This window comes from Bradyrhizobium sp. (assembly GCF_035570375.1).
Lineage (GTDB): Bacteria > Pseudomonadota > Alphaproteobacteria > Rhizobiales > Xanthobacteraceae > Bradyrhizobium.
Genome location: NZ_DATMLW010000125.1, coordinates 1 through 26,963, shown reverse-complemented (window position 1 = coordinate 26,963; position 26,963 = coordinate 1). Strand labels below are relative to the sequence as shown.

At 61.0% G+C, this 26,963-nt stretch carries 23 protein-coding genes and 2 pseudogenes; 20 read left to right on the top strand and 5 right to left on the bottom strand.

Annotated elements, in window-relative coordinates:
- Positions 1 to 28: 28 nt before the first annotated feature.
- Positions 29 to 669 (top strand): annotated as a pseudogene (locus tag VNX23_RS13180) (trimeric intracellular cation channel family protein).
- Between the two features lie 266 nt (positions 670 to 935).
- Here VNX23_RS13180 and VNX23_RS13175 read toward each other — a convergent pair.
- On the bottom strand, positions 936 to 2,138 hold the full coding sequence (locus VNX23_RS13175) for a c-type cytochrome (protein ID WP_325630638.1): 1,203 nt from the start codon (positions 2,136 to 2,138) through the stop codon (positions 936 to 938).
- A gap of 315 nt (positions 2,139 to 2,453) precedes the next feature.
- On the opposite strand from VNX23_RS13175, the gene VNX23_RS13170 reads away from it, so the two are divergent.
- The 12 genes from VNX23_RS13170 (at position 2,454) to VNX23_RS13115 (ending at position 18,401) form a co-directional block, all read left to right on the top strand.
- Entirely contained in the window at positions 2,454 to 5,945 is a 3,492-nt protein-coding gene (locus VNX23_RS13170; RefSeq protein ID WP_325630636.1) for an indolepyruvate ferredoxin oxidoreductase family protein, read from the top strand.
- Positions 5,946 to 6,042: 97 nt separating this feature from the next.
- The gene (locus tag VNX23_RS13165; protein WP_325630634.1) at positions 6,043 to 6,363 is read left to right on the top strand and encodes an endonuclease domain-containing protein; all 321 of its coding nucleotides are present in this window, start codon (positions 6,043 to 6,045) and stop codon (positions 6,361 to 6,363) included.
- A 952-nt stretch (positions 6,364 to 7,315) separates the two neighbouring features.
- A complete protein-coding gene (locus VNX23_RS13160) occupies positions 7,316 to 8,464 on the top strand; it encodes a thiolase domain-containing protein (RefSeq protein ID WP_325630632.1) in 1,149 nt (382 codons plus the stop codon).
- Positions 8,464 to 8,853, top strand: a complete 390-nt coding sequence (locus VNX23_RS13155; RefSeq protein WP_325630631.1) for a Zn-ribbon domain-containing OB-fold protein — start codon at positions 8,464 to 8,466, stop codon at positions 8,851 to 8,853. The genes VNX23_RS13160 and VNX23_RS13155 overlap by 1 nt, the downstream gene beginning before the upstream one ends.
- 190 nt (positions 8,854 to 9,043) lie before the next feature.
- On the top strand, positions 9,044 to 9,904 hold the full coding sequence (locus tag VNX23_RS13150; protein WP_325630629.1) for a MaoC family dehydratase: 861 nt from the start codon (positions 9,044 to 9,046) through the stop codon (positions 9,902 to 9,904).
- Positions 9,905 to 10,035: 131 nt separating this feature from the next.
- Positions 10,036 to 10,914 carry an SDR family oxidoreductase gene (locus tag VNX23_RS13145; RefSeq protein WP_325630628.1) on the top strand — a complete coding sequence of 293 codons (879 nt, stop codon included), beginning with the start codon at positions 10,036 to 10,038 and terminating at the stop codon, positions 10,912 to 10,914.
- A gap of 109 nt (positions 10,915 to 11,023) precedes the next feature.
- Positions 11,024 to 11,980, top strand: a complete 957-nt coding sequence (locus tag VNX23_RS13140; RefSeq protein WP_325630626.1) for a dihydrodipicolinate synthase family protein — start codon at positions 11,024 to 11,026, stop codon at positions 11,978 to 11,980.
- Positions 11,981 to 12,173: 193 nt separating this feature from the next.
- Positions 12,174 to 12,983 (top strand): NUDIX hydrolase, encoded by an 810-nt coding sequence (locus VNX23_RS13135; protein WP_325630624.1) that lies wholly within the window; start codon positions 12,174 to 12,176, stop codon positions 12,981 to 12,983.
- 45 nt (positions 12,984 to 13,028) lie between these two features.
- Positions 13,029 to 13,457, top strand: a complete 429-nt coding sequence (locus VNX23_RS13130) for a DUF3806 domain-containing protein (protein WP_325630622.1) — start codon at positions 13,029 to 13,031, stop codon at positions 13,455 to 13,457.
- Between the two features lie 124 nt (positions 13,458 to 13,581).
- The gene (locus VNX23_RS13125; RefSeq protein ID WP_325630621.1) at positions 13,582 to 14,481 is read left to right on the top strand and encodes a DMT family transporter; all 900 of its coding nucleotides are present in this window, start codon (positions 13,582 to 13,584) and stop codon (positions 14,479 to 14,481) included.
- A 131-nt stretch (positions 14,482 to 14,612) separates the two neighbouring features.
- Positions 14,613 to 15,590: a tripartite tricarboxylate transporter substrate binding protein gene (locus VNX23_RS13120; RefSeq protein WP_325630620.1), complete on the top strand. Its 978-nt coding sequence runs from the start codon at positions 14,613 to 14,615 to the stop codon at positions 15,588 to 15,590.
- A 138-nt stretch (positions 15,591 to 15,728) separates the two neighbouring features.
- Complete coding sequence (locus tag VNX23_RS13115) at positions 15,729 to 18,401, top strand: PAS domain S-box protein (protein ID WP_325630619.1); 2,673 nt, start codon at positions 15,729 to 15,731, stop codon at positions 18,399 to 18,401.
- 19 nt (positions 18,402 to 18,420) lie between these two features.
- On the opposite strand, the gene VNX23_RS13110 is transcribed toward VNX23_RS13115, so the two are convergent.
- Positions 18,421 to 18,768, bottom strand: a complete 348-nt coding sequence (locus tag VNX23_RS13110; RefSeq protein ID WP_325630618.1) for a GrlR family regulatory protein — start codon at positions 18,766 to 18,768, stop codon at positions 18,421 to 18,423.
- Positions 18,769 to 18,877: 109 nt separating this feature from the next.
- Positions 18,878 to 19,261, bottom strand: a complete 384-nt coding sequence (locus tag VNX23_RS13105; RefSeq protein ID WP_325630616.1) for a VOC family protein — start codon at positions 19,259 to 19,261, stop codon at positions 18,878 to 18,880.
- A 325-nt stretch (positions 19,262 to 19,586) separates the two neighbouring features.
- Between VNX23_RS13105 and VNX23_RS13100 the strand changes: the two genes are divergently transcribed.
- Positions 19,587 to 20,192: a hypothetical protein gene (locus VNX23_RS13100; protein ID WP_325630615.1), complete on the top strand. Its 606-nt coding sequence runs from the start codon at positions 19,587 to 19,589 to the stop codon at positions 20,190 to 20,192.
- Positions 20,193 to 21,030: 838 nt separating this feature from the next.
- Here VNX23_RS13100 and VNX23_RS13095 read toward each other — a convergent pair.
- Positions 21,031 to 21,240, bottom strand: a complete 210-nt coding sequence (locus VNX23_RS13095; RefSeq protein ID WP_325630614.1) for a hypothetical protein — start codon at positions 21,238 to 21,240, stop codon at positions 21,031 to 21,033.
- A gap of 430 nt (positions 21,241 to 21,670) precedes the next feature.
- Here VNX23_RS13095 and VNX23_RS13090 point away from each other — a divergent pair, with 430 nt between their 5' ends.
- A complete protein-coding gene (locus VNX23_RS13090) occupies positions 21,671 to 22,153 on the top strand; it encodes a copper chaperone PCu(A)C (RefSeq protein ID WP_325630613.1) in 483 nt (160 codons plus the stop codon).
- A 1,548-nt stretch (positions 22,154 to 23,701) separates the two neighbouring features.
- Here the strand turns inward: VNX23_RS13090 and VNX23_RS13085 are convergent.
- Entirely contained in the window at positions 23,702 to 24,583 is an 882-nt protein-coding gene (locus VNX23_RS13085; RefSeq protein ID WP_325630611.1) for a hypothetical protein, read from the bottom strand.
- A gap of 5 nt (positions 24,584 to 24,588) precedes the next feature.
- Between VNX23_RS13085 and VNX23_RS13080 the strand changes: the two genes are divergently transcribed.
- The 5 genes and pseudogenes from VNX23_RS13080 to VNX23_RS13065 form a co-directional block, all read left to right on the top strand.
- Complete coding sequence (locus VNX23_RS13080) at positions 24,589 to 24,885, top strand: helix-turn-helix domain-containing protein (protein ID WP_325630610.1); 297 nt, start codon at positions 24,589 to 24,591, stop codon at positions 24,883 to 24,885.
- Positions 24,886 to 25,374: 489 nt separating this feature from the next.
- Complete coding sequence (locus VNX23_RS31030; RefSeq protein WP_414642988.1) at positions 25,375 to 25,620, top strand: DUF6074 family protein; 246 nt, start codon at positions 25,375 to 25,377, stop codon at positions 25,618 to 25,620.
- A gap of 37 nt (positions 25,621 to 25,657) precedes the next feature.
- Positions 25,658 to 26,197: a hypothetical protein gene (locus VNX23_RS13075; RefSeq protein ID WP_325630609.1), complete on the top strand. Its 540-nt coding sequence runs from the start codon at positions 25,658 to 25,660 to the stop codon at positions 26,195 to 26,197.
- A 172-nt stretch (positions 26,198 to 26,369) separates the two neighbouring features.
- Entirely contained in the window at positions 26,370 to 26,588 is a 219-nt protein-coding gene (locus VNX23_RS13070; RefSeq protein WP_325630608.1) for a hypothetical protein, read from the top strand.
- Positions 26,575 to 26,963 (top strand): annotated as a pseudogene (locus VNX23_RS13065) (hypothetical protein); the annotation flags it as partial. The gene VNX23_RS13070 and the pseudogene VNX23_RS13065, both read left to right, overlap by 14 nt.

Here is a 26,963-nt window from a genome sequence, read left to right as displayed (position 1 = left end):
ACGTCGAAACTCCGACCACGAGGGCAAGATGTGGGCTCTGCCGCCAACCGTTACCGCGTTGCACGTACTGTCGCTCGTGGCTCTCACGGCGCAGGCGATGACGGCGGCCCTGGCCGCGGGACGGCGCAGCATGGACTGGGTCGGCGTCTGCATGCTCGGTTGCGTCACCGCGCTGGGCGGCGGCACGATCCGCGATGTCGTGCTCGGGCATTATCCGCTGCCGTGGGTCGAAAACCCGTTCTATCTGGCGCTCACGGCGGGTGCGGCGTTTGCCACGGTTCTGATCGCCCGCATCGTGCATCGCCTCAATCTTGCGTTCTCGTCCTCGATGCGATCGGGCTCGTGGTGTTCACCATGGCCGGCTGCGACGTCGCCTGGCAGATGAACCAGTCGCTGCCGATCGTGATCGTTTCGGGCATGATCACCGGCTGCGCCGGCGGCGTGCTGCGCGACATCCTTTGTAACGACGTGCCGCTGTTGTTTCGCTCTGAACTGTACGCCAGCGTTTCCGTTGTCACCGGCCTGTTTTACGCGACCGCTTTCGGGTTGAAGCTCAATGACGAGGTGTGGACCGCGCTGACTTTCGTGCTCGGCCTGTCGTTTCGCCTTTTGGCCATTCGCTACAAATGGGAGATGCCGAAATTCGTGTTCAACGAGGATCGCCGCTAGTCGGGTCGCGTGCCCCGAATGCTGCGCAGCGCGCTGCACTTCCGGCGTGGTGCGCTGCTGATCCGGGGTCCATGAAATCGAGTGCTGGCTGCTGTTTTTTGTTCTGTTCTGGATCGCGATGCTCAATATGGGGCTGGCTCGCATCAGCACGCCTTTGATCGCTCTTCCTCTTGCATGGCTGGAACTTATCATCGCATCGATGCTCGCGGCGTCGTGCATGCGCCGTTTCTCTGACGATGCACGGCCCCCAACATGACTGCGATGGCTTACCGCCGCGCCCTCGCCACCTCGTCCGCGGTCACGGCGGAGGCGGAATTGCCCCAGGCGTTGCGGATATAGGTGGTGACGTCGGCGATCTCCCGGTCCGACATTTTTTTGGCGTAAGCCGGCATCGATCCCTTGTTGGGCGCGCGCGGCGTGGTGATCGTCTCGGCGCCGTCGAGGATGATCCGGATCGCGCTGGAGGCATCCGCCGACTGCAGGTTCGCGCTCCCCGGCAGTGGCGGATAGATGCGCGGCGCGCCGCTGCCGTCCGCCTCGTGGCAGGCGATGCACGCGCCCCTGTATAACTTTTCGCCGTTCGCCATCTGCGTCTGCGCCGGCGTCGATACGGCACCTTCAGGCGCACCTGGCGCGATATCCTTCAAATACACAGCCATCGCGCGAACGTCGGCGTCGCTCATTTTCGAGGTCGAGTTGAGCACCACCTCGGCCATCGGACCCCCGGCATGGCTTTTGCCGTTGCGGCCGCTCTGCAGATATTCGACGATGTCGTCCACGCTCCACGATTTCAGCCCGCTTCTCTCTGCGGCATCGAGCCTCGGCGCAAACCAGCCGTCGACAAAACTGCCGCCAAACCGCTCGCTGCGCTTTTCGGCACCGGCAAGATTCTTCGGCGTGTGGCACGCGCCGCAATGGGCGGCGGCTTCGACCAGATAGGCGCCGCGATTCCATTCCGTGCTCTTGCTCTGGTCCGGTTCGAAAACGCCCGGCCGGAAGAACATCAGGTTCCAGCCGCGCATCAGCACGCGGTAGTTCAGCGGCCAGCGCAATTGCGGCGAGGGTGGCGTGTTCTTCACAGGCGGCAGCGTGGCGAGATAGGCGCGGATCGCCAGCACGTCTGGCTTTGTCAGTTTCGTGAAATGAGGGTAGGGGAACGCGGGGTAGTAACGGGTGCCGTTGCGGCCGACGCCAAGATGAACCGCACGATAGAATTCCTCATCGCTCCAGGCACCCAGCCCGGTATCGCGATCCGGAGTGAGGTTTGCCGAGTAGATGGCCCCGAACGGGGTATCGAGCCGCCTGCCGCCGGCAAAGGGTTTTGCAGGGTCCGTGGTGTGGCAGCTGCTGCAGTCGGCGGCTTCCGTCAGCGATTTGCCGCGCGCGATCGTCTCGCTGGAAGGTTCGGCCCGGGCAGGGATCAGCCCGAATGCACTGCACAAAAACAAGGTCGCCAGAATCGCGCGCATTCTGCTTCGCCGTCCCTGCTTCGATGGATGCCCCTTTGGCAAAAGTATAGCGCGAAAGGCGACGATCGCAGGCGTCACGTCGTTTCAGTGGATGAATTCTCTGCGACATAAGCCGAAAAGGGGGAGGCGGAGGACCGGCACGAAATTGCGTTTTGCGGCAGGTGGTCCTCCCACCTCAGATTTGTGGTGCCCCACCTTAAAAAACCGACATAGACTGGTGGCCACTTTCTGACGGTACTGGTTTTGACGCCAGCCATGACTAGCTAAAAAGCGCCGGCAGGGCCAAAGACTTACGAAGACTCAAAAGAGGGTGGAATGGGAATCAATCAGGGTCCGATCAGTCTCGATCAGAAGTACACCCAGGGCTCCGGCCACGTCTTCCTGACCGGAATTCAGGCGCTGGTCCGCCTGCCGATGGCGCAGATCCGGCGCGACCGCGCGCTGGGCCTCAACACCGCCGGCTTCATCAGCGGCTATCGCGGTTCGCCGCTTGGCGGCTACGACCAGCAGCTTTTCGCCGCCCGAAAGCATCTCGACCAATACAACATCAAATTCCAGCCCGGCGTGAACGAAGACCTCGCCGCCACCGCAATCTGGGGCTCGCAGCAGCTCAATCTTTCGCGCGGCGCGAACTACGATGGCGTGGTCGGCATCTGGTACGGCAAGGGCCCGGGCGTCGACCGCTGCGGCGACGTATTCCGTCATGGCAACGCCGCGGGCTCGGCCAAAAACGGCGGCGTGCTGTGCCTTGCCGGCGATGATCACGGCGCGAAATCATCCACCGTGCCGCATCAGTCGGACCATGCCTTCATCTCCGCGCTGATGCCCTATCTTTATCCCTCCAGCATCCATGAAATGATCGAGATGGGGCTGCTCGGGATCGCGATGTCGCGTTACTCCGGCTGCTGGGTCGGCATGAAGGTGATCACCGAGACGGTGGAGACCACGGCCGAGATCGATCTCACCGACGAGATGAAGCCTTTCATCATTCCCGCCGATTTCGAGTTGCCGCCGGGCGGGCTCAATCTGCGCTGGCCCGACGACCGCTACGACCAGGATCGCAGGCTTCAGGACTACAAGGGATTTGCCGCGATCGCATTTGCGCGCGCCAACAAGGTCAACCGCATCACCATGGATTCGCCGAACGCCCGCTTCGGCATCATGGCCTCGGGCAAAAGCTACGAAGACATCCGTCAGGCGCTGCGCGAACTCGGCATCACGCCGGAAGTCGCCGCCAAGATCGGCCTTCGGCTCTACAAGATCGGCATGCCGTGGCCGCTCGAGCCACAAGGGGTGCGCGAATTCGCGGTGGGCCTGGAGGAAATCTTCATCATCGAGGAACGCCGCGAGATCGTCGAGAACCAGGTCAAGCAGGAATTGTTCAACTGGCGCGACGACGTGCGTCCGCGCATCGTCGGCAAGATGGACGAGCACGACAAGCGCTTCCTGACCTTTGCGGCCGAGCTGAGTGTCGCTTCGCTCGCAAGCTCGTTGACCGAGCGGTTGCTTCGTCTCAACCTCAATCCGGAAATCGCCGAGATGCTGCGCGCCAAGGCCGACTGGTTCAACGGCCGTCTGGCGACGCAAATGCTGCCCGTGGCGCCGGTCACCCGCACGCCGTATTTCTGCTCGGGCTGTCCGCACAACACCTCGACCAAGGTGCCGGAAGGAAGCCGGGCCTTTGCCGGCATCGGCTGCCATTTCATGGCGCTGTGGATGGACCGCAACACCGAAACCTTCACCCATATGGGCGGCGAGGGCGTGCCATGGGTGGGGGTCGCGCCCTTCACCAACGAAGAGCACGTGTTCGCCAATCTCGGCGACGGCACCTATTTCCACTCCGGCAGTCTTGCGATCCGGCAGGCGATCGCCTCAGGCGCCAACATCACCTACAAGATCCTCTATAACGATGCGACCGCGATGACCGGCGGCCAGCACGTCGATGGCGAGCTCTCGCCGCAGCAGGTCACCTTCCAGCTCCACTCCGAAGGCATCCGCGAACTCTACCTGGTGTCGGAAAATCCCGACGCCTATCCACCGTCCGCGATCGCGCCGGGCACCAAGACCGCGCATCGCGACCAGCTCGACGACGTCATGAAGACGCTGCGCAAGGTGAAGGGCGCCTCGGCCATCGTCTTTGTGCAGACGTGTGCTGCGGAAAAACGCCGCCGCCGCAAACGCGGCATCATGGAAGACCCGCCGCGCCGCGTCCTGATCAACCCAGCCGTGTGCGAAGGTTGCGGGGATTGCTCGGTGCAGTCGAACTGCATCTCGGTCGAGCCGCTCGAGACCGAACTCGGGCGCAAGCGCACCATCAACCAGTCGACCTGCAACAAGGATTTTTCCTGCCTGAAGGGCTTTTGTCCGTCCTTCGTCACCATCGACGGCGGGGCGTTGCGCCGCCGCGCGCCGGCCGATCTTGGCGAGATCGGCGATCTGCCCGAGCCCGACTCAAAGCCCCCGCTGGAGCGGCCTTACAACATCGCGGTCGGCGGCGTCGGCGGCACCGGCGTGTTGACCATCGGTGCGCTGCTCGGGATGGCCGCCCATATCGAGGGCAAAGCCAGCATGATCCTCGACATGTCGGGGTTGGCGCAAAAGGGAGGCGCGGTGCTGAGTCACGTCCGGCTTTCTGAACACACCGCCGACGTCACCTGTTCGCGCATCGTCACCGGCACTGCCGATCTCGTGCTCGCGGCCGACGAAGTCGTGGCCGCCGCCAAGGAAACCATTACGCTCTGCGATTCAAGCCGCACTGTCGGCGTGATCAACAGCCACGTCATCCCGACCGCGGATTTCATTCTCAACCGCGACTTCAATTTCCAGGCCCGCAAGGTCAACCAGGTGCTGGAAACCGCGCTACGGCGGGATTCCTCCTTTCTCGATTTCACCAAACCTGCGGAAACCCTGCTCGGCGATTCCATCGCCACCAACATGATGATGATGGGCTATGCCTATCAAAAGGGATTGCTGCCGCTTGGGGCTGCCGCGATCGAGCAGGCGATCGAGGTCAACGGCGTCGGGATCAAGATGAATACGCAGGCCTTCCGACTCGGCCGGCTTGCTGCAGCCGATCCCGCGCGGCTGGTCGCGATGATGAAGGGGCAGGATCAGACGGCACCGCCGAAGACGCTGGAAGCGATGTCGCTCGATGAGATCATCGCCCACCGCAGCGCGCTCCTGACCGAATACCAGAACAAAAAACTCGCCGAACGCTACCGCAAGCTCGTGACGCAGGTGCGCGACAAGGCCCGCGACGGCGGTTTTGGCGAGGCGCTGCCGCGCGCCGTTGCCATTAACTACGCAAAACTTCTCGCCTACAAGGACGAATACGAAGTGGCGCGGCTTTATACCGACGGCAAGTTCGAACAACAGCTTCGCGACCAGTTCGATGGCGACTACAAGATCAGCTTCAATCTGGCACCACCCTTGCTCGGCGGTGGCAAGGACGCGTTGGGACGGCCGAAGAAGCGCGCGTTCGGTGCCTGGATGATGCCGGTGTTCCGCCTGCTCGCCGGGATGCGGGTGCTGCGGGGTACGGTGTTGGATATTTTCGCCTACAGTGCCGACCGCAGGCTCGAGCGCGACCTGATCGCCGGCTACGAGAAAGACGTGGCGCACATCTTGTCGGTGCTGTCGCCGCTGACGCTTCCGACCGCAATCGAGCTTCTCTCGCTGCCGGACCGCATCCGCGGTTACGGCCCGGTGAAGGAGAAGGCGGTGCAGGACGCCAAAGCGCGCTACGCACAGTTGGCGGCCGATCTCGCCAACCCGCCGCCGGCGCCACGCCAGATCGCGGCGGAGTAGCTCTTAATTTCGTGCTCCGGACTCAACCGGCAAATCCCTCCCCCGCGGAACGCGTGGGGAGGGTGGCCGGCCGAAGGCCGGTCGGGTGGGGGAAACGGTGTCGAAAAGGCCAATTGTGCTCAACGAGAAGGCCCGCGAGCTTCGTAAACGCCTGACGCCGCAAGAAGTGAAAATATGGGTGAAGCTGCGCGAGCTGCGGGCTCGCGGCTTTCATTTTCGCAGGCAGGCACCAATCGGTCGCTACATCGTCGACTTTGCGTCATTCAGTACTCGAATAGTTATTGAGATCGACGGTGGTCAGCACGCCATGCACGGCGGCATGCAATCGGACCGCGAGCGCGACACGTTTCTTAGGTCGCAGGGATTTTATGTTCTGCGATTCTGGAATTCGGATTCGATCGAAACTTTAGCGCTGTGATGGAAACCATCTTGGGCGCTTTAAACACCCCCACCCCGGCGCTTCGCGCCGACCCTCCCCACAAGGGGAGGGATAAGAGTGGCACACCCCTTCATCGTTCCTCACCGGCGCTCTGAAGCCAAGTTTGGAAAGTTTCGCCTCCACTGATTTGCCCGACGGGCAAATCAGCGTTTGCGTCTCAAGCATTTCACGCCTGTCCAGCCCAATAGCGAAAAATATTTCACTTCGCAGTTCGGTAGAAACAGCTTTATCGATTCGCACTGTCCTGCCTCGGCAAGAGGGGCGTATGCGCTATCGTCACGAAACGTGAGGCGGGATGCGATGGACGCTGGGCGCGCGACTGACGAGAGCGCGTTCGCGGACGGCGAAGCCGTGTGGTCCTGATGCCCCGACGCTGGCATCAAGTTCTTAAGAAGCTAACGCTTCTCAGGGACGACGGTGACAACAAAGCCCGATCACCGGGGAGAGCGCGGAGTAAGCCGTAAAACCGTCGTGCAGGGAATGCCGGATTGTCTGGCGAACCTGTGGTGACTTAAGCTCGTGTGCTTCTCATTCTTCGCACGCGAGGCTATGGGTGCGGCATGCACCCGGCATTCCCTGCGCCCTCTGCTTGAGCGAGGGACAAGACGATGCAAAACTCGCGCGGATTGCCGCGGCGGGATCGTGGAAGCGTGGCCGGCGTTCAGGAAGTTGAATTGAGATGCGAGCGCTCGCTCTACACCCTCCCCTGGAGGGGGAGGGTCGCGAGCATCGCGAAGCAAGATGCGAAGCGGGGTGGGGTGAATCCTTCAGCAAGCGTCACCCCACCCCGATCGCTCATCTCATTCGCGATCGACCCTCCCCCTCCAGGGGAGGGTGACGGCCCCGCAATATTTCACCGCTTGCCAAGGCGGTCCCAACAGGCCAGAAAACTCCGGAAAGATAGAACAAGAAAACGCCAGCGGAGAACGAATTGAGCATCAAGGGCAAGGCCTATATCGCCGGGATCTTCGAGCATCCGACCCGGCACGCTCCCGATAAATCAACCGCCCAGCTTCATGCCGAAGTCGCCAGGGGCGCGTTGGCCGATGCAGGGCTCGCCAAGTCCGATATCGACGGCTATTTCTGCGCCGGCGACGCCCCGGGTGGAGTGATGGCGATGGCCGATTATCTCGGGCTAAGAGTCCGTCACTTCGATTCAACGGACACCGGAGGCTGCTCCTATATCGTCCATCTTGGACACGCCGCGGAAGCGATCGCCGCCGGCAAATGTTCGATCGCGCTGATCACCTTGGCGGGCAAACCGCGTACCGGTCCGATGCCGCCGCGCCCAAGCGGCGCGGAGGCGGATTTCGAGGCCGCTTACGGCGCCACCACGCATAACGTTTACGGCATGTGCGCCATGCGTCACATGCATGAGTTCGGCACGACTAGCGAGCAACTGGCCTGGATCAAGGTCGCTGCCTCCCATCACGCGCAATACAATCCGCACGCGATGCTTCCCGAGGTCGTCACCGTCGAGGATGTTTTGAACTCGCCGATGATTGCCGATCCGCTGCACCGGATGGATTGCTGCGTCGTCACCGACGGCGGCGGCGCGCTGATCGTGACCACGGAAGCGATCGCGCGCAGCCTGAACAAGCCAAAGGTACGCATGATCGGGCACGGCGAGGCGTTGAAGGGCCCGCGCGGCGGCAAGGATCTCGACCTGACCTATTCGGCGGGCGTCTGGTCAGGACCGAAGGCGTTCGAGGAAGCAGGCGTGGCGCCGAAAGACATCAAATACGCCTCGATCTACGACAGCTTCACCATCACGGTCCTGATGCAGCTCGAAGACCTCGGCTTTTGCAAAAAGGGCGAGGGCGGCAAATTCGTCGCCGACGGCAATTTGATTTCGGGCGTCGGCAAATTGCCGTTCAACACCGACGGCGGAGGGCTGTGCAGCAACCATCCGGTCAATCGCGGCGGCATGACAAAAATCATCGAAGCGGTGAGGCAGTTGCGGGGAGAAGCTCATCCGAAGGTGCAGGTCAAAAATTGCGACCTTGCCATCGCGCACGGCACCGGCGGCCTGCTCGGCATTCGGCATGCCGCCTCGACCTGCATTCTGGAGCGCGTGTGATGGACAGCCCCGTGAAATACCCGACGCCGAAAGGCAATCCGGAGACGACGAAATTCTGGGAAGCGACCGTCGAAGGCAAGCTCCTGATCAAGCGCTGCACGGCCTGCGGCGAGGCGCATTATTTTCCGCGCAGCCTTTGCCCGTTTTGTTTCTCCGACCAGACAGTGTGGGAAGAAAGCTCGGGCGAGGGCGAGATCTATTCGTTCAGCCTGATGCGCAAGTCGGCGAGTGGCGCTTACGCGATCGGTTATGTCACGCTGAAGGAAGGTCCTTCGCTTCTGACCAATTTCGTCGATTGCGACATGGAGAAATTGAAGATCGGCCAGAAGGTGAAGGCGGTGTTCAAGACGACGGATGGCGCGCCGCTGCCGTTTTTTACGCCGGTGTAACTCCGCGCGGGCGGGATTTCACCCTCTCCCCTTGCGGGAGAGGGTGGCGAGGAAGCGAGCCGGGTGAGGGGGTTCGGGCACCAACCCCTCACCCAATCGAGTCTAAGGTGAGCCCGGCGCGGCCCTCTCCCGCAAGGGGAGAGGGCGCATTAACGAGCACTTCGCGAGCGGTTGGGGAGCGAAAGAAAAAATGCCGATCAATTACGATGAGCTGATGGCGCTGAAAAATCTCGACCAGAAATTCGCCTACAGCGATCGCGAGGTGATGCTTTACGCCTATGGCATCGGCATGGGCGCCGATCCGATGGACGAAAGAGAGCTTGCGTTCGTCAACGAAGCCTCTGCCACACCGCGCCCCCTGAAGGTCGTGCCGACATTCGCCTCGGTGGCAGCCTGGGGTGCCACTCCCGGCGAGATGAATCTCAACCGCGTGATGGTGGTCGACGGCGAGCGCGACATCACCTTCCACCGGCCGCTTCAGGTCGCTGCGAAACTTCTCGTGGATTCACGCGTGCTCGCCGTGTTCGACAAGGGCAAGGACAAGGGCGCGGTGATCCGCCATCAGACCGTGCTCAAGAACGAGAAGGGCGAGGAACTCGCAACGCTGGTCGCGTCCCGCTTCGCACGCGGGGATGGCGGTTTCGGCGGACCCTCCGACGGCCAGCCTGAACCGCACCAGGTGCCGACGCGCCCGCCCGACCAATCGGTCGATATCCCGACCCGCGCAGATCAGGCGCTGATCTATCGGCTGTGTGGGGATCGCAACCCGCTGCATTCCGATCCCGAATTTGCGCGCCGCGCCGGTTTTCCGAAGCCGATCCTGCACGGCATGTGCACCTTCGGCATCACCTGCCGCGGCATTTTGCAGACCTATGCCGATTTCGATCCGGCCGCCTTCCGCCGGCACGCCGCGCGATTTTCCGCGCCGGTCTATCCCGGCGAGACCGTGACGCTCGATATGTGGAAAGACGGCAACGTGATTTCTTTCGAAGCGCGGGTGAAGGCACGCAACGCGGTGGTGATAAAAAACGGCAGGACGGTGCTGGGGTAGCTGTCATTCCGGGGCGCGCTTTAGCGCGAGCCCGGAATCCATTGTGCCGCATAATGCAGGGAGGAATGGATTCCGGGTCTGCGCCTTTCGGCGCATCCCGGAATGACGAAGAAAGATAAAGGGAGGCAACCATGGGACTACTCGACGGCAAGGTGGCGCTGATCACAGGCGCGGGCGGCGGCCTCGGCGAAGCCTACGCGAAGCTGTTTGCGCGCGAGGGCGCGGCGGTCGTGGTCAACGACCTCGGTGGTCCGCGCGACGGCAGTGCTTCCGATGTCACGATGGCGCAAAAGGTGGTGGATGCGATTAAGGCCGAAGGCGGCCGCGCGATTGCCAACGGCGCCGATATCTCGACATTGGCCGGCGGCCAATCGGTGTTCGATGATGCCATCAGAAACTTTGGCCGCGCCGACATCCTCGTCAACAACGCCGGCATCCTGCTCGACCAGACCTTTGCCAAGGCGACCGAAGCCGCCTGGGACAAGGTCTTGAAGGTGCACCTGAAGGGCACGTTCTGCTGCACCCAGCCGGTGTTCCGCTGGATGCGCGAAAACGGCGGCGGCGTCATCGTCAACACCTCCTCGACCTCGGGTCTGATCGGTAATTTCGGCCAATCCAATTACGGGGCCGCCAAGGGCGGCATCTGGGGGCTGTCGAACGTGCTCGCGGTCGAAGGGCGCAAGTACAACATTCGCGTCTGGACGCTGGCGCCGGGCGCGCTGACCCGCATGACCGCCGACTTGCCGCGCTATATCGAGAACCCCGGCATGGCGCTCGGACCTGATGGCATCGCGCCGACCGTGCTATACATGGTCAGCGATCTCTCCGGTGACCAGACCGGCAAGATCCTCGGCGTTTCCGGGCCGCGCGGCGTGCGCGAGATGCGGATGATGGAAAAGCCGGGGTGGAAGCCGCCGCACACCGGCTGGAAGGCGGAAGACATCGTCGAGCATGCAGCTGAGATTTTCTTCTCGGAGGAGGAAATCAAGATGGGCGCACGACGGTTTTGAGTTACGAGTCATTCCGGAGCGATGCGAAGGCATCGCATCCGGAATCTCGAGGTTCCGGGTCTGGTCCTTCGAATCGTCCCGGAACGACGGAGCAAACTACGAGGCAAAAATGACAAAACTCACCCACAAGGCCGCAGGGACTTTCGCGATCGCGCCGACTCCGTTCCATGACGACGGCCGCATCGACGACAAATCGATCGACCACCTCACCGACTTTTACGCCGAGATTGGCTGCGACGGCGTCACCGTGCTCGGCATCATGGGGGAAGCGCCGAAGCTCGACGGCTCGGAGGCCGAGGAGGTCGCAAAACGCTTCATCAAGCGCGCGAAGAATATGCAGGTCATCGTCGGCGTTTCGGCGCCCGGATTTGCCGCCATGCGCTCGCTCGCACGCGCCTCGATGGATGCAGGTGCTGCCGGCGTGATGATCGCGCCGCCGCCAACCTTGCGGACCGACGACCAGATCGTCGGCTACTTCAAGCAGGCGGTTGAGGCCATCGGCAGCGACATTCCGTGGGTGTTGCAGGACTATCCGTTGATGCTGAACGTGATTTTCACGCCCGCAGTGATCCGCAAGATCGTGATGGACAATCCAAGCTGCGTGATGCTCAAGCACGAGGACTGGCCGGGGTTAGAGAAGATTTCGGCGCTTCGCGCTTTCCAGAAAGACGGCTCGCTGCGGCCGCTCTCGATTCTCACGGGCAACGGCGCGCTGTTCCTCGATTTCGAGATGGAGCGCGGCGCCGACGGCGCGATGACCGGTTACGCTTTTCCGGAAATGCTGATCGACGTCGTGCGCCTCTGGAAGGAAGCACGGCGTGATGCCGCGCATGACCTGTTCGACGCACACCTGCCACTGATACGCTATGAACAGCAGCCGGGCATTGGCCTCGCCGTGCGCAAATACGTGCTGCAAAAACGCGGCGTCATCGCTTCGAGCGCGCAGCGCAAGCCCGCCTCCGGCATCACCGCGACTGCCAGGGCGGAGGTCGATTACCTGTTGTCACGCGTGGCGCGCGTCGACCATCGCGCAAACCTGCAGCCGCAATCGAGCGCTGCCGGATAGAAGGCTCCTCATGGTGAGGAGGCGCACCCGAGCAGGCCGAGCTTAAGCGAGGCCGTCGCGAACGGTGCAAATAGATAAGCGCCGTCGCCGGACGGTGCTTTGCATCGCCTGGAGATCCATGAGGCGATTTCGGCTGGTCATCCTTCGAGACGCGCCGGGCGTTCCTCGGGATGAGGGGTGAGGAGTTCCAACAATGGTGGAAGTAGTGATGCCGCGGCCTGCGTCGACCGTCCTGCTGTTGCGCGACGGCGCCGGCGCCGCCGAGGGTCGCGGCGAAATCGAAGTCTTCATGATGGTACGCCACTATGAGATCGATTTTGCTTCCGGCGCGCTGGTATTTCCCGGTGGCAGCGTCGAGCAGGGCGATCACGAGATCATCGCCCACGCCCAACTCTATTCGGGCGGCGAGGGGTGTGACGCGGCCGGCTTGAGTTTCCGCATTGCTGCGATCCGCGAGACTTTTGAGGAAAGTGGCATCCTTCTCGCGCGAGCGCGTGGCTCATCCGATCTGGTTGGCGCCAAACGGGCCGCCGAGATTTCCGCCGCAAGCCGCGCGGCCTTATCGGACGGTAAAGTCACTTTTCTAAAAGTGATCGAGGAGAACGGCGTCGTTCTCGCGCTCGACGAACTCGTGCCTTATGCGCATTGGATCACGCCGATCGGGATGCAAAAGCGGTTCGATACCTGGTTCTTTCTCGCCGCCGCTCCGCACGAGCAGGTTGGCGCGCATGACGGCCGGGAATCCACCGATTCGATCTGGCTGTCGCCGCACGAGGCGCTGGCGGGCGGCGAGAGCGGCCGGTTCAAATTGCCGTTTCCGACCACGCGCAATCTGATCAAGCTCGGCAAGCAGGCAAGCGTGAAAGCTGCGCTTCAGGATTCCAGGGGCAAGCCGATCGTCACCGTCATGCCGGTGATGACAAGCGTCAACGGCGGCCGGCAGCTCCGCATCCCGCTGGATGCCGGCTACGACGGCGAGTTGTTCGAGGTCGGAAAGGTGTGATGGATTGAATACCGCACTCATCGAAATTGAGCGATGGAGTTCCCCATGGAGCAAAAGATCGAGGCGTTGTCGGACCAAGACCTGCATCGGGTGGAGCGGCAGAGAACCTGGGTTCGCGATCATTTTAGCCCAGAGGCGCGCCACCAATATGAAACGATCGAGGGAAAGCTCCGTCTTCTTGACACGATCATCCGCTCCGGTTGGATCGAGCCGACGGAAACGTGGAAGTTGCAAAGTCTTGGCATCACGTTCGGCGATGCCGTTGCGCAAAAAATGGGGCTTTCATGGGTTGCCGTCGAAGACGAATATGGCCGTGATCCGGCGCTGCACGACCACGGAACGACCATCGTGGTGTTCCCACTGACGACAATCTCCAAGCGCATTGAACGTGGCGAGACGATCGATGTCGGGAAGCTATTTGACCAGGCCTGCCACTCGATCAGCCGCGCGAGGAGCGAACTGAGAGGCGCCTGACAACCTTTCGATCGCCGGTTCCGACACGGGTCAGCATACCACACTTCGATGAAAAACGAAGCATATAAGCCGATCCCGCCTGTAGTGCTTTCGCTCCAGGGCAGGTATTCGAGAGTGAAGCACTATGGAAGCAACCATTTCGCGAAATCCGGCGATCAGCATCGAGTTGTTGCTGCTGTTCCTGCTCGCCACGCTGTGGGGTGGGTCATACACCTTCATCAAGCTTGGCGTAGCGACCATCCCGCCGATCACGCTGATTGCCGGCCGGACAGCGATTGCGGGTCTCCTCTTGCTGTTGATCATGCGCTGGCGCGGAGTGCTGTTGCCGGCAGACGTCGCGACCTGGCGCCGCTTCGCCTTTCAGGCGTGCCTCAACAGCGTCGTGCCATGGACCCTGATTGCCTGGGCCGAACGCTCCGTCGATGCGGGGCTGGCGACCATTCTCAACTCGACCTCGCCGATCTTCACGTTCCTGCTTACGCTCGCGATGGCGCATCGGGAAACCCAAACGCCGCGAAAACTGTTGGGGGTAGTTCTCGGCATGGCCGGCATTTGCCTGATTGTCGGCGTCCAGGCGTTCGAGAGCCTGGGCCGGGAGCTGGTCGCCCAGCTTGCGATCGTGGCGGCGACGATCTGCTACGCCGGTGCAGCCGTGTTCAGCCGCGGTTTCAAGGGGCTCGACCCAATGGCGCCCGCGGCAGGCTCGCTCATTTGCGGAGCCGCGGTCCTTATTCCCTTCAGCATCGTGATGGAGCGGCCATGGACGCTTGCGCCTTCCGCGACTTCGCTGCTCGCGCTGCTTGGACTTGCGATATTCTCCACGGCGTTCGCCTTGGTGATCTATTTTCGACTGATCGATACGCTGGGTTCGGTCGGAACGACGGCTCAGGCCTATCTGCGCGTGCCGATCGGAGTTGCGCTTGGCGTGCTGCTGCTTGGCGAGCACCTGTCTGCCACGGCCTGGGCCGGCCTTTCTTGTGTCGTGGTCGGTGTGGCCGCAATGGCGATCCCACCGAGGAAGTAAGGCGATGATTTCGACATGCCGCGGGCTGATGGAGCTCAGGCCTTGCCGCTTCCGGCGAATACCGGCATCCTGCCGGCAGTTGCGCGCTGCAAACGGCGCCGCAGCAAGCATCAGGGCAGGGCGCGCACCAAGTGAATATCCGAGGCCTTGGCGTCATCATGGGGGCGTGGCTGGCGGCGCTGGCATTGTCCGGCGCGGGATCCGCGCAGGAGGGCTTTCCCAATCGCACTGTGCGCGTGGTCAATCCCTATTCGGCCGGAAGCGTTGCCGATGTGTTCGGGCGCATCGTCACCCAGAACATGGCCGCGCAATGGAAAGCGTCGATCATTCTCGAGTCGAAATCCGGCGCCAATGGCTCGCTTGCTGCCGAAGATGTCGCGCGTGCCGCGCCCGACGGGTACACCTGGCTTCTGGTGACGACATTCTTCACGACCAGTCCTTCGCTCAATCTCGTTCTGCGCTGGGATCCTCTGCGCGATTTCGTCCCGGTCGGGCAGATCTGCCGGGCGCCGAACTTCTTCATCGTGCCCACTTCGCTGCCGGTGAAGAACGTCGCCGAATTTGTCGCGCTGGCCAGGGCAAAGCCCGGCACGCTGAACTACGGCCATCCAGGCAAGGGTTCGACCGGGCATCTCGGCTTCGAACTGTTCAAGCGGCTGGCCGGAATCGACGTCACGCCGATCGGCTATCGCGGTTACCCGCAGATGGTGGCGGATATCGCCGGCGGCCTGATCACATCGACCTTCCTTTCCGCGAACCAGGCGTTGGCGCAGGTGCAGACCGGCGCCATCAGGATCATCGCTGCGATCAGCGACGGCCGCTCGAAATATTTTCCGGACGCGCCGACAATGGCCGAGCAAGGCTACGCCGAAGCACAAGTGACACCGTGGTTCGGCATTGTGGTGCCGGCGGCGACGCCGCAACCGATCGTCAACCGCATCAGCCAGGCGCTGGAAATCGCGATCGCAAATCCTGAGGTCCGTGAAAGGCTCGACCTTGCCGGATGCGCGGCGAAGAGCGCGCCGCTGGGAGAATTCGCCGACATCATCAAATCCGACATCGCGCTCTGGGCAAAGGTCGTCAAGGACGCGAGCATTCCGGCGGATTGAAACCTTGCGTTGCGGTTTGGTGACCACCTGGCCGTCAGCGCAGTGCGGCAGCGCGGCAGTCGGCCGCTTGCGCAAGCTCCCCGCAAGGCTGATTCCATCGTATAAGCGGAAATCTGCCCCTAACGGATTCCGGTACCTATGGCCCTTGCTGAAATTGTCCAGCGGATACGATCGTTCACGCCTTCGATCGGGCAGATGTTCTTTGGCAGTTTCCTGCTCCTGCTCGGGATGATGGTGATGACGAGCGTCGCCAGCGTCGTCTCGATCCGGCACATCAACGTCACCTTTGCGGAATTGCAGCATCTGCAAAGCCTCGGCGACGTCGTCGACGAAATCGATCGCCGTACCAACGAACTGCGGCTGGCGGTGCGCGAATATGTGACCGATCCGGATTCTTCCAGCCAGGCCTGGGAGGCGGCCGCGTCGTTGAGCACGTTGTTGAAGAACACGCGGCTTCAACTCGCTCCCGAACAGCAGGAAATGATCGACGGCGTCACGCAGCGGCTCGCCAATTACCGTGATGGAATGGAGCGGGTTACCGCCCTGATCGCGACCCGCGCAGAACTCGTCGCAGCCTTGCCGCCGATCCGGGAGCGGTTCGAGAAGGCGATTGCCGATATCCCGGATCGTGCCACCGCCCGAGCCCTGTTCAGAGCACAAAATCAGGTGAATGCGGCTTTGCTGGCACATGATCCTGTCGCCTCCGAACGCTCCGCGCGGGCGATGAAATCGCTTTCGATCGCTGACCCGCCGCTTCGTGCCGAAACTGACGCCTATGCGGAAGCGATCATTTCGATCTCGGTGGCCGAAACGCAAATCGCCCAGATCGACAAGGAAGTGCTGGGCAGCGAAGGGCAAATGATCAGCCGCGTGACCGATCTGTTGCGCGATCTCGGCGAACGGAGGGGACGCGTGCTGGCCGCCGATTTCGCCAGGACGCTCGACCATGATCGCTGGCAGAGCATTCTCATCGGCCTCGCCAGCGTGCTGATCGGAGTTGCTGCTGCGTTGTTCGTGGTGCGCAGGACCGTGCGTCCGCTCAAAGCGATCGCCGTGGCCATCCGGGCGCTGGCCCGTGGCGAGAAGAATACTTCCATTCCGTCCACCGGTGTGGGCAACGAGATCGGCGACATTGCCCGCGCCACCGAGGTGTTCCGCCGCTCGCTTGTCGAGGTGGATGCCGCGCGCGAGGCGGCAATCCGCGCCCTGGCTGAGCAACGGCTTGCCGAGGAAAGTTATCGCAAGCTGTTCGAGGGCTCTGTCGACGGGATCTATGTGACAACGCCGGCCGGAGAACTCCTCAACGCCAATCCCGCGCTTGCACGAATGATGGGATATGACGCGCCGAAAAAACTGATCCTCGAAATCGGCAACATCACCAAAAGCGTCTACGTTTGCCCTGAAGCGCGCGCCGAATTCCAGCGCCTGATGCAGCGCGACGGCATGGTGCGCGAATTCGAATATCAGGTCCATCAGCGCAGCGGCGCGATCCTGTGGCTCTCCGACAGCGCCACCGCGGTGCGCGACGAGAATGGCGAGATCGTTCGATACGAGGGAACGGTACGCGACATCACCGACCAGAAACGCGCCGAAGAGGCGATCGTCGAGGGCAGACGGCTGCTGCAACAGGTGATCGATACCGTTCCCGCCGTCATCAACGTCAAGGACAGACAGCTTCGCTACGTCCTGATGAATCGGTACATGGCCGGCCTGTTCGGAATTGAGCCGGCGAATGCGATCGGCCGGACCACGTCCGAGCTGATGTTTGGTCATGGCGCGCAAAAGGTCGATGAGACCGACAGGCGGGTGCTGGCCTCAGGCAAGGAGCTTGGTTTCTTCGAGGAGGAATATCGCGATCTTTCCGGCAGTATGCGGCATTGGCTGGTGAACAAACTTCCGCTGCTCGATGCTGACGGCAAGGTCGAGCGCATCGTCAGCGTCGGGCTCGATATCGGCGAGCGCAAGCAGGGCGAGCAGGAGATGCGCAAGGCGAAGGATGCGGCCGAAGCCGCGTTGCGCAATCTGCGCGAAACCCAGAACTCGCTGATCGAAGCCGAAAAGCTCGCCGCGCTCGGGCGCCTCGTGGCGGGCGTCGCCCACGAGGTCAACAATCCCGTCGGCATCAGCCTGACGGTCGCCTCCTCGCTGGAGCGAAAGACCGCTTTGTTCGGCGCAGAAGTGTCACATGGCGCTTTGAAGCGCTCCAGCCTGAACGAATTTCTCGAGACCTGCCGTGACGCGTCGTCGCAGCTCGTGGCCAATCTCAATCGCGCGGCCGAGTTGATCGCTTCGTTCAAACAGGTCGCCGCCGACCGCAATTACTCGGATCAGCGCACCTTCGACCTTGCCGACCTGACCGAGCAGGTGGTCATGAGCCTGCGGCCCGGCTTGCGCAAGCGCCATCTGACGCTGACCGTGGACTGCCAGCCCAATCTCGTGATGAATTCTTATCCCGGGCCCTACGGGCAGGTGCTCACCAATCTGTTCCTCAACGCGGTCGCGCACGCCTTTCCGGACGGAAAGCCAGGCTCGGTCGATATCACGGCGCGTGAAGCCGGCCAGGACCATGTCGAAATCGTCTTTTCCGATGATGGTTGCGGCATGAGCCTCGATGTCCGGCGCCGGGCCTTCGATCCCTTCTTTACGACGCGGCGCGACCAGGGCGGCACCGGGCTCGGTCTGCACATCGTCTACAGCATCGTGACCAACCGCCTGGGTGGCCGTCTCGAACTGGATTCCGAACCGGGCAGGGGTACGCGAGTCCGGATCATCCTGCCCCGCGTGGCGCCGCTGGAGGAGGCCGCAGAATAGCCTCACCGCCGTTGAGGCTCTAGTCGGTGTTGGCAAGCTTTCGCAGCGTCGCTTCGAAGATCTGGCTGGCCTTACCGACCAGCGCAGTGCCGCTCATTTCGGCCGCGGTGTCGGTGAACGTGCCGGACACGCCGATGCCGACCGGACTTGGTTCGCCGAACAGAGGGTTGGCGTCCGGACTTGACGTATGGCGTTGAACGAGAACTTCGCCCTTGAAGGTGTTTCCTTTCACCGTGTAGCTGCCGGTATAGAATAAATAGGCGTCACCGCCGAGAATCCTGCCGTCCCGGAACAGGACCACGCCGCTGCCCTTGCCGACGCGCCCGTCCCGCAGATTTACATGGATCGAGTACAACCCATTCTTCATGATGCGGCCGATCAGGACGTCCGCCCCCCGCGGAGCCCATGGTTCTTATGCCAGAGTAAGGCACGGCGTCAACGCGGACTGGTACAAGCGGCGATCGTACCTGCCGGCGTCAGGCGTATTTCCTGTCGCGCTCCAGAAGCTCGATCGAGATGCCCTGCGGACCGCGAATGAAACAGATGCGCACACCGGGCCGGATGGTAACTGGCTCCTTGGCGAACTCGACTCCCTTGGCCCTGATCTCGGCTGCGACCGCGTCGATGTCCTTCACCGTCAATCCGAAGTGATCGAGCCCCTGATAGGGCGTCACCGGCGGCGCGTTGACGCCGTCGCCCGCCGCCACCGGCGCGATGAAGACCATGGCGCCGCCAAGCTTGACGTCGATGCGCCCGGGGCTGCGGATGATTTCGCCGCCCAGAATATCTTCAAGCCAGGCCGCGGTCGCCTCCGGGTCGGGACTGCGCAGATGGACGTGGTCCCAGGTCACTACCGGCATCTTTAAGAATCTCCAATGACTGATTTGGGCGCCGCGGGTGGCGAGCGTCTTTTGGGGAATGCGATGAGTTGATCGCCACCTGCAATCTAGCGGGTAGGGTTGGACCTGGCCATCCCCCCCGCATCCCTTGAGGGGTTGACGGCATGCCGGTAACCACGGGGCCGAATTTTATCGCCCATCGACGCAACTATTTTCGAACTTGGGAATTGGATGATCCGGCGAAGGAACGCGCAATCTATGGTCGTGATGGAGCCGCGCGGATCACGCGCGGCTTCTTGCGGTGCAGTGCAGCAGTACGCACCTTTGCCACATGGTGGTGTCGACCATGACGGAGGCATTTTTTCATCTTGGATCGACCGCGCTGGCCGGGCAGGCGAGCATTGCGGGTGTTAGGCCTTCCACAGCGTCCGAACGGGCCGATCGCGTGAGGACAGCGATCGGCTGGCTGCCGATTTTTGTGGTCCTTGGGGCGGCCGCCTGGCTGTTGATATCTGACTATGCCCGAAGACCGGCCGCGGACGGGAGCGTTCATCTGGCCGCAGCGACCGCGACGCTTTCGCGGACGCCCGGCACCACCGTCGGTCTGGCAAGAGGCACTTCCCTTAATCCGTCCGAGACGATCGCGCCCGGACAATCCGCACCGGTCGAGGGCCTGAGCATTTCGTCGCAATCCTGGCGCAGGGGCGGCCTGGGATCCAATGCCCTGGTTACGCTGACGCTCCGCAACGACAATGACTTCGCAGTCAGGGATATCGAGATTTCCTGTGCCTTCACCCGTCCGGATGGCAGTCGTTTGACGGATCGGACGCGATTGATTCACGACACCGTCAGCATGAAAAGCCGCAAGACCTTTTCCCGGTTGCATGTCGGTTTTGTGAACGTCAATGCCACCAATGCCCAATGCTCGGTGGTGGCAGCGCGCCACGTTTGATCTCGGGCCCGTCAATCTCAGGTACTTCGTCGAAGAAGGCGCGCAACAGGCGCTATGAAGACCATGGCGCGCAAGGAACAAATGCCGTCAGATCCAGTTGAGCCCTCGATCCGCGACATGGCGCGGATGGAGCAAATCTGAATGCCCGTGGTGCGTTATTTTCTCTTTGTTGGCGTTGCGTTACTGGCGTTCCTTTTCGCTGCTGATGCCTATCTGCCGAAAATGCCGGCCGTGGAATCCCCAAGGGCTACGGCCGATCTTTCCGTGATACGAATCCACTCCGTTCAGAAGTGGCCGGAGCGCATCGTCATCGATACACGCTTCCCACCATCACGCCTCCGACAACCGCGATGAGAGTGGTGAATATCCCGCCGGCAAGTTTGGCCGAAGCGCCGGAGAAAGGTCCGATACGGGAGGCGTTGGCGCAAGTCCAGCCGGCCGATCCGAAAAGGCCGGAGGCGCGGCGGAAACGCAGAACGATCGCGCGCGGCTACTTCGGCTCGCAACCCATTCGGCTTGCGCAGCAACCCCGCTTCGGCTTTTTTGGCAACGGCTTTTCCGGCAACAACGTTTGGTGAGCCAATTCGCTTCACGCGTCTAACCCAACCCGCTTATCGTCGCGCTAGCGACTCCTGGCGGGATGGCCCGGATTGGAAGCCGCTGTGCCGGGCCAAGGCGGGGCTTGTGGCCAAAGCGAGAACCAAGGAAGCGCCCAGCATTTGGGTTTTCATCACGCATTCCTTCGATTCGAAGGTCCGGCGCGACTAAAGAACCAGCGCGTTTCCGGCGAGCGGGCGACGGGCAGTAATAGCTCGCCAGCGGTCGGTTGCCGGGCTTTTTAATCATCGTTAGCTTCCTCTATCTCGTCCTCCAATTCGGCCTCCTCGATGGCGCGGTCGATCGCCTCGATGGCCTGCTGAACCTCGATGAGGTTCTTGATTGCGGTTTCAGTCTCTCCGCGCTTGTAGCCGGCTGCGATGGCCTTGGCCCAGTTGTGACGCATTTCCGCGAGAACCTTCCTCGCGTTCATCAGATCGTCATCGTCCATTGTCTTCCTCCCTGGCTCTCGCGGGAGTTAGCAATGGCGTGTGTGGCGCGTATGTCGCATGAGGCCATTGAAGCCACGACTATAGAATAGCAGCGCGTTTCTGGCGTGCAGGGCTCAGAAGAGAAGCTATTGAATTATTTTGGAAGGTGGCTTCGAACCAATACACGCTCAAGGCTCTTTGGCTGAAAGGCTAGTTTGAAGCGTCGGTCTCTCGTCGGACTAATTGCTGGTAAATTTCTGGTCACGAATTTCACTTCGACCATAATTGTTAAAATGCCATATGGCTTCAACGGCACGGGATCGAAATTGCGGCCATCTACCGCCAGTTGGCCCCGCCAACAGTTGGGAATATTCTCACGGCTTGAACCGTCTCCCAAGGGTCACCTCCAAAGAGGTGCGCGTGACTACCCCAGGAGAAAGGGAATAACTCATGAAACAGTTTATCCGCGCACTTTACGGCATATTGGTTGCTGGCGTCCTGATCAACGGTCCCGTGCGCGCCTATGAGATTGCGGCCGGCAACCTCGTCATCACGCAGGGCTGGATCAGAACAACCCCGGGCCGCGCCAGGGTCGGCGACGCATATCTCACAATCGAGAACAAGGGCACCGCGCCGGACCGGCTGACCGGCGCTAGCGCAGATTTCGCCGACAAGGTTCAGCTTCGCGAGATGGCCGTGAACGGCGAGGCGATAAGCATGCGTCCGGTCGAGAACGGCGTCGTGATCGAGCCGGGCAAGACCTTAAAGCTCGCGCCGGGCGACCTTCACCTGATGTTGCTCGGTCTGAAGTGGCCGCTCAGGCAAGGCGAAAAGGTTGCGATTACGCTTGAGTTCGAAAAAGGCCAACAAGTAGGTGTCCCGCTCGAGGTCGGGGGGGTTGGCACGCAGGGGCCTTCAAATCCGGATGACTAGGGCGGGCAGGTGGAGATGAAGAAACGCCCGGCCACTCAGGCATGAAGCTGCGAGAGGCACTAACCGGCGAAATTATCTTTACCTATGCTTAGCGCTCACCCAAGGGTTCGTTTGGAGTTGATGCTGAGGCTTGCCATTCGGTTGCGCCCCAGGTGTGGCCCACGCAAGCCCAGCAGAAGTCAGGCGACCAACGGGTGCTGGCGCGCTACGGCCGATGAAGATGGGCACTATTGTTTCGCCGTGGCGCTATGATGCTGCGGCCCGCGATGCGCGCCAATTGGCAGGTCGGCGATGCTCTGCGATCTAACACTACGCCTCGGTGTTCCGATTACCCCTCAATAGCGGCCATCCCGAACAGCCTCCTGGACGGGCGAGAAGGGCCAATACCCGTTATTGCCTGGTGAGGGGAGCCTCTGCTGCAGCACCGTATATCCAAACGCCGTCCTCCGCCCCGTTTTTGAAGCGCCTCATCACGCGCTGGACGGGCCATAAAATCACTCCGGTGTTAAGGCGAACGGCGATATTGATCTCGGCTTGAGGGTCATTGTCGTCCCCCTGCCAGTCGCCTCCATTCTGACGACGAATGACCTCGCCAACGTAGGCACCAATTGCAAATAGACGTGCACCCAATTGTTGAGACAGAAGTCCGCCTGGCTTTGGCCGTCCATTCGTCGCCTGTTCCTCGAAGAATCGATCAACTTGAGGCTTTCTAGGGAGAAATCCGCTTTGTAGCCCGATTGCGATAGTGCTCTCGAGATTTGCTCCGCCGACGCGAGAGCATCGCTGACGATTTTCGATGGGACCATGTGCGAGCCTCCCCCGCGACCCTCAGGTTCTTGCTGTTCGATAGCCAAGGCAGGTACAGCCACGGCGACTAAGAAAACCGTGACCCACCGCAAAGAATAAAAACTGTCGAACCGTCGCATCCTTGCATTCTGGAGCAGACAGCGGCTATCGGCAATGGAATGTCTCTTTCGGGTCAATCAAGTCGTTTTTGCGATCCCTGCTTTTGCGTACGATATCCACCGACCTTCGATCACGCCGCAGGCTCTCAAGACGTTTGCCAGGACAGCCAGCAAGCGCATGCGGACCGATGGCGGAGGCTACCGCCGCGATCACCTCCGGGCACTCGCCTAACGGGTCGAAGTCGACCAGAAAGAACTGCGCATCATGGGATCAAAAAGCGCGCTCCTGCGCACTCTCGTCGCAGCTTCAAGCGCAAAAACGGCAGGTTTTGGCGTGCCCAGTTCTGTACCGAAGTGGCGCGCTCGGAGCGATTCGAATTGCAGTACTAACATATTAGCTTATCTAGAATTTTTAGCTAAATTTTGATCCGAGGGACAAGTCGAGGGACAGGACGGAGGGAGGCTTGAAGTCGCCTGGTCGGTTAAAATCTAACTCTTAATCTGGGGGTCGGACGTTCGAATCGTTCCGGGCGCGCCAGTTATAGTGCTGATCTATAAGTAGAAACTCTGTTCAATTTTTTCGGCATTGACAATTGGCGCCGTTGGGGCTGCACCGGGGCAGCACCGCCGAGAAGATAGCATACTAACGCCTTGCTGGCAGACTAAGACCGTAAAGCTCAAAAGCACGGCGAAAGCACTCAGCTTCCGAGCGCTCGGTTGCCTCATTTCGGATTTGATCGAAGTACTCGTCCCGCAAAACGTCTCCCCAAACTTTTTTGTGGAAGTCGAACCTTTCTCGAAAAGCCGGATTTTTCCTCCATCGGGTGACCGAACTAGGCGAGACAGACATCAAACTGGCGAACGCACGAACGCCCATTTGCACGCCTTGAAGTTCTAGTTGGGCCTCCGTCGCGGCCGCTTGATCCAGTTGGATAAAGTTTTCGGACACGGACTTCCGGTGACGATCGACATCGAGCAATTCTTGAAACAGACAAATTAACGAATCGCCGCCGATGCATTCAAGCAGCTCAAGCGCGATATCTGAGATCATAGTTCTCGAAAGCGCTACTTTGCGCCTTGCAGGCGCGGTTCCCGTCTTTGCCTCTGCTTCCCGCAAAACCTTCAGTTCATTCCGAAGCCACCGGGCGACCGCTTCCTTGGTTTCCCAATTGGAATCGGTGATTGCGATCGTGGCGACTCGACTCGAAAAGCCTCCTCGCTTCTCGATAACACGCGAGACTGCGGATTTGCGATGAAACCACGCGTCCTCAGTCCCATCTGGCCATAAGTACTCGGGATGCCGCTCCGACGTGCCGGTATCGCGCGCGGCTTTGATCAGATCGAGCTTCGTTTGCTCATAAGCCTCCGAAAAGTTCTTACGAGCGAGGGTCGTGTCCTTCGCGCTCAATTTTCTCATGCCCATACCGACCGTTTCCATAGTTCGCGAAACCTCGACACCACGAACGTTAAATTCGGCGGACGCGGCAAAGAGAGACTGTTGCGATCGAAAACCTGTGCGCAACACATGTAATGATCCTATCCGGTTACTGCCCAAGTGTCAGGGTGATTCACCGGGAGCGACGGAAGATGACCGACTATACACTCACGCTTACCGCATGCGAGGCCGCAAAGATTTTAGGGCTCGCAACGAGCACTCTCGCCAAGCTTCGGCTTAACGGGAACGGACCGACGTATTGCAAGCTTGGGCGTCGGGTAGTGTATCGCCGGGCAGACCTGGAACGATGGCTCGATTCCCGCACTGCGCGCGACACTTCGGATGCCGACGCGCGCTTTCTTCGGGCTTTGACGGCCGCCCACGTTCGCTGAAATGAGAGTACCACCGCAGTCGGCGCCCGCTCTGCGTAGCGGCACCGGAATGGCCTCGCATAGCACCGCACTCAGTTTGCTTCCAGCCATCCAGGGCGGCGACTCCAGCCTAGGGGTGGCCCCAGACAGCCCTCGCTCACAAATGCGTCCTCTGGATGCTCCTAAGATCGCCAACCGAAATGAATCGGCGGAGGACTATAGCCGCATCGTCGCGGTGCTGAATGGCAAATGGCGCGTCATCGAATGCCGCGACAGGATTCAATGGATCTTGCAGTCCCGGGACACGCTGAAGGCGCTCTCTTCCGCCGTTTGGCGGGGCCGCAGCTATTGCAGGACCAGCGCGGCGCTAAATCGGCTCTTCCGTAGGCAAGCTGGCGCCATTGACCCTACCGCCGCCGCCGCCCTAGCCGCCTTGCCCGATTGGATTGAGGCGCCGAACTTACCCGCCCGATCACCCACCACGCGCAGCGCAGCAGAGGAACACATTTGATGGCGGCAACTGTTTTCCCATTTCCCATAATCCGGCGACGAGCATTCATCCGAAAGCAGGCCTTGCACGTTGCCCTGATTAGTCCGGAGGCAGGCGTTCGCTATTTGCAACATCAACTCGACGTTCAAGCTGAGACTATGCGGCGCAGGGGCATCTCAGAGAATTTAGTTCAGCGAGAACTTGGCTGCATGCGTCGCGCGATTCAGGCCGAATTGGCCGGCAATGTCCTCCAGACCGGACGCTGACGGCATGCAACCACCGCGAAGACTCACAGAGCACAAGATGGCAACTCTGTCTCGGAAGAGGGTCAGCAAGGCGAAAAGCTTTCCCAAAGGCGTCGGCTACAACATCCCGATTCCACGCGACCTGCTGGGCAGCCCGGCATGGCTCGCGATGTCGCATCAATGCCGCAAGTTGGTCGACGCTCTCATGATGGAGTGGGCGAACCATGGCGGCGAAGAGAACGGAAACCTCAAGGTGCCATACGACCAGCTCCAGGCCAGAGGATTGAGGCGAGAAACGGTTCTGGACGCTGTCGTCGAAGCCAAGGCGCTCGGCATCATTGATGCAGTTCGAGGACAGCGTTCCTACGGGTCGCGCCGATCTCCCTCCGTGTACCGCCTGACTTGGCTCGGTACACCTCGGAACGGCCTCACCGCAACCAACGAATGGCGTGCCATCAAGACAAAGGAAGAGGCGGCGGTCAGAGTCCGAAACGCCGTTGCAGAGCTAGAGCGCGAACGCGCGATAAAGCGCGCAATCAGAGCGCAACGGGCGGCCGAACGCGATGCGCGACGCACAGCATTGGGGGCAGCCGCATGAAAATTCCCCAGTACCGTTTTGAGCATTTCCCAGTACCGACCTCGGCACTTAGTGCCCGAGCGCTGATTCCAAGAAAGCCTGAAATCTCAATGAACCCCGACGAAGAGCGTGAAGACCTCCCTAGTACCGACGGTGGCACTGCTATCTATATTATCCCTGCACAGGGGGCCCGATGAGCAGCGCCCTACCTGACCCCGCCGCGGTCCTGGCCGCGTACCTCCGTGAGGCCGTTGCGGAAGCTAGGATCGCATACGAGTTCGTTCCGATCTCCCATACCTACAGCGCCTTGCAGGCCTGTTTGGCCGCTGAACAGGCGCTCGCTGTGCTGCGCGACGCTTTGGAGGCCGGCGTGCTGAGCCGAATTGCTGCGATATCTAATGCCTGCACTTAGAAACCAGCGCCAAGAACTATTCGCTCAAGCCCTCGCTCAAGGCAAAACCGCGGATAAAGCATATGAAAACGCTGGTTATAGGCGTAACAGACACAATGCTTCCCGCCTGAAAACAAACGAAACCATCATTGCTCGAGTATTGGAACTGCAAGCAGAGAAGCAGGATCGCTTCGTCCTTACCCGCCAGCGGCTGCTCGATGCGCTGCTTGAAAACCTCGAAAAAGCCCTCGGCCATCGACCTGTGAAGATCGGCGCAGAAGGCAAGGAAGTTTATGTTTACCGCGGCGACGTTGCGAACACCGCGATCAAAATGGCCGGTAGCGAACTCAATCTCTTCACAGAGAAGAAAGCGATCGCGCATCGAACAAACTTGGA

Bases quoted from the DNA above. Each gene is read 5' to 3' on its own strand.
- VNX23_RS13105 (WP_325630616.1), bottom strand. From the start codon at position 19,261: ATGCCGGTAGTGACCTGGGACCACGTCCATCTGCGCAGTCCCGACCCG.
- VNX23_RS13100 (WP_325630615.1), top strand. From the start codon at position 19,587: ATGACGGAGGCATTTTTTCATCTTGGATCGACCGCGCTGGCCGGGCAG.
- VNX23_RS13070 (WP_325630608.1), top strand. From the start codon at position 26,370: ATGAGCAGCGCCCTACCTGACCCCGCCGCGGTCCTGGCCGCGTACCTC.
- VNX23_RS13090 (WP_325630613.1), top strand. From the start codon at position 21,671: ATGAAACAGTTTATCCGCGCACTTTACGGCATATTGGTTGCTGGCGTC.
- VNX23_RS13140 (WP_325630626.1), top strand. From the start codon at position 11,024: ATGACAAAACTCACCCACAAGGCCGCAGGGACTTTCGCGATCGCGCCG.
- VNX23_RS13110 (WP_325630618.1), bottom strand. From the start codon at position 18,768: ATGAAGAATGGGTTGTACTCGATCCATGTAAATCTGCGGGACGGGCGC.
- VNX23_RS13075 (WP_325630609.1), top strand. From the start codon at position 25,658: ATGGCAACTCTGTCTCGGAAGAGGGTCAGCAAGGCGAAAAGCTTTCCC.
- VNX23_RS13145 (WP_325630628.1), top strand. From the start codon at position 10,036: ATGGGACTACTCGACGGCAAGGTGGCGCTGATCACAGGCGCGGGCGGC.
- VNX23_RS13130 (WP_325630622.1), top strand. From the start codon at position 13,029: ATGGAGCAAAAGATCGAGGCGTTGTCGGACCAAGACCTGCATCGGGTG.
- VNX23_RS13125 (WP_325630621.1), top strand. From the start codon at position 13,582: ATGGAAGCAACCATTTCGCGAAATCCGGCGATCAGCATCGAGTTGTTG.
- VNX23_RS13170 (WP_325630636.1), top strand. From the start codon at position 2,454: ATGGGAATCAATCAGGGTCCGATCAGTCTCGATCAGAAGTACACCCAG.
- VNX23_RS13175 (WP_325630638.1), bottom strand. From the start codon at position 2,138: ATGCGCGCGATTCTGGCGACCTTGTTTTTGTGCAGTGCATTCGGGCTG.
- VNX23_RS13135 (WP_325630624.1), top strand. From the start codon at position 12,174: ATGGTGGAAGTAGTGATGCCGCGGCCTGCGTCGACCGTCCTGCTGTTG.
- VNX23_RS13095 (WP_325630614.1), bottom strand. From the start codon at position 21,240: ATGGACGATGACGATCTGATGAACGCGAGGAAGGTTCTCGCGGAAATG.
- VNX23_RS31030 (WP_414642988.1), top strand. From the start codon at position 25,375: ATGGCGGCAACTGTTTTCCCATTTCCCATAATCCGGCGACGAGCATTC.
- VNX23_RS13155 (WP_325630631.1), top strand. From the start codon at position 8,464: ATGGACAGCCCCGTGAAATACCCGACGCCGAAAGGCAATCCGGAGACG.
- VNX23_RS13080 (WP_325630610.1), top strand. From the start codon at position 24,589: ATGATCCTATCCGGTTACTGCCCAAGTGTCAGGGTGATTCACCGGGAG.
- VNX23_RS13115 (WP_325630619.1), top strand. From the start codon at position 15,729: ATGGCCCTTGCTGAAATTGTCCAGCGGATACGATCGTTCACGCCTTCG.
- VNX23_RS13150 (WP_325630629.1), top strand. From the start codon at position 9,044: ATGCCGATCAATTACGATGAGCTGATGGCGCTGAAAAATCTCGACCAG.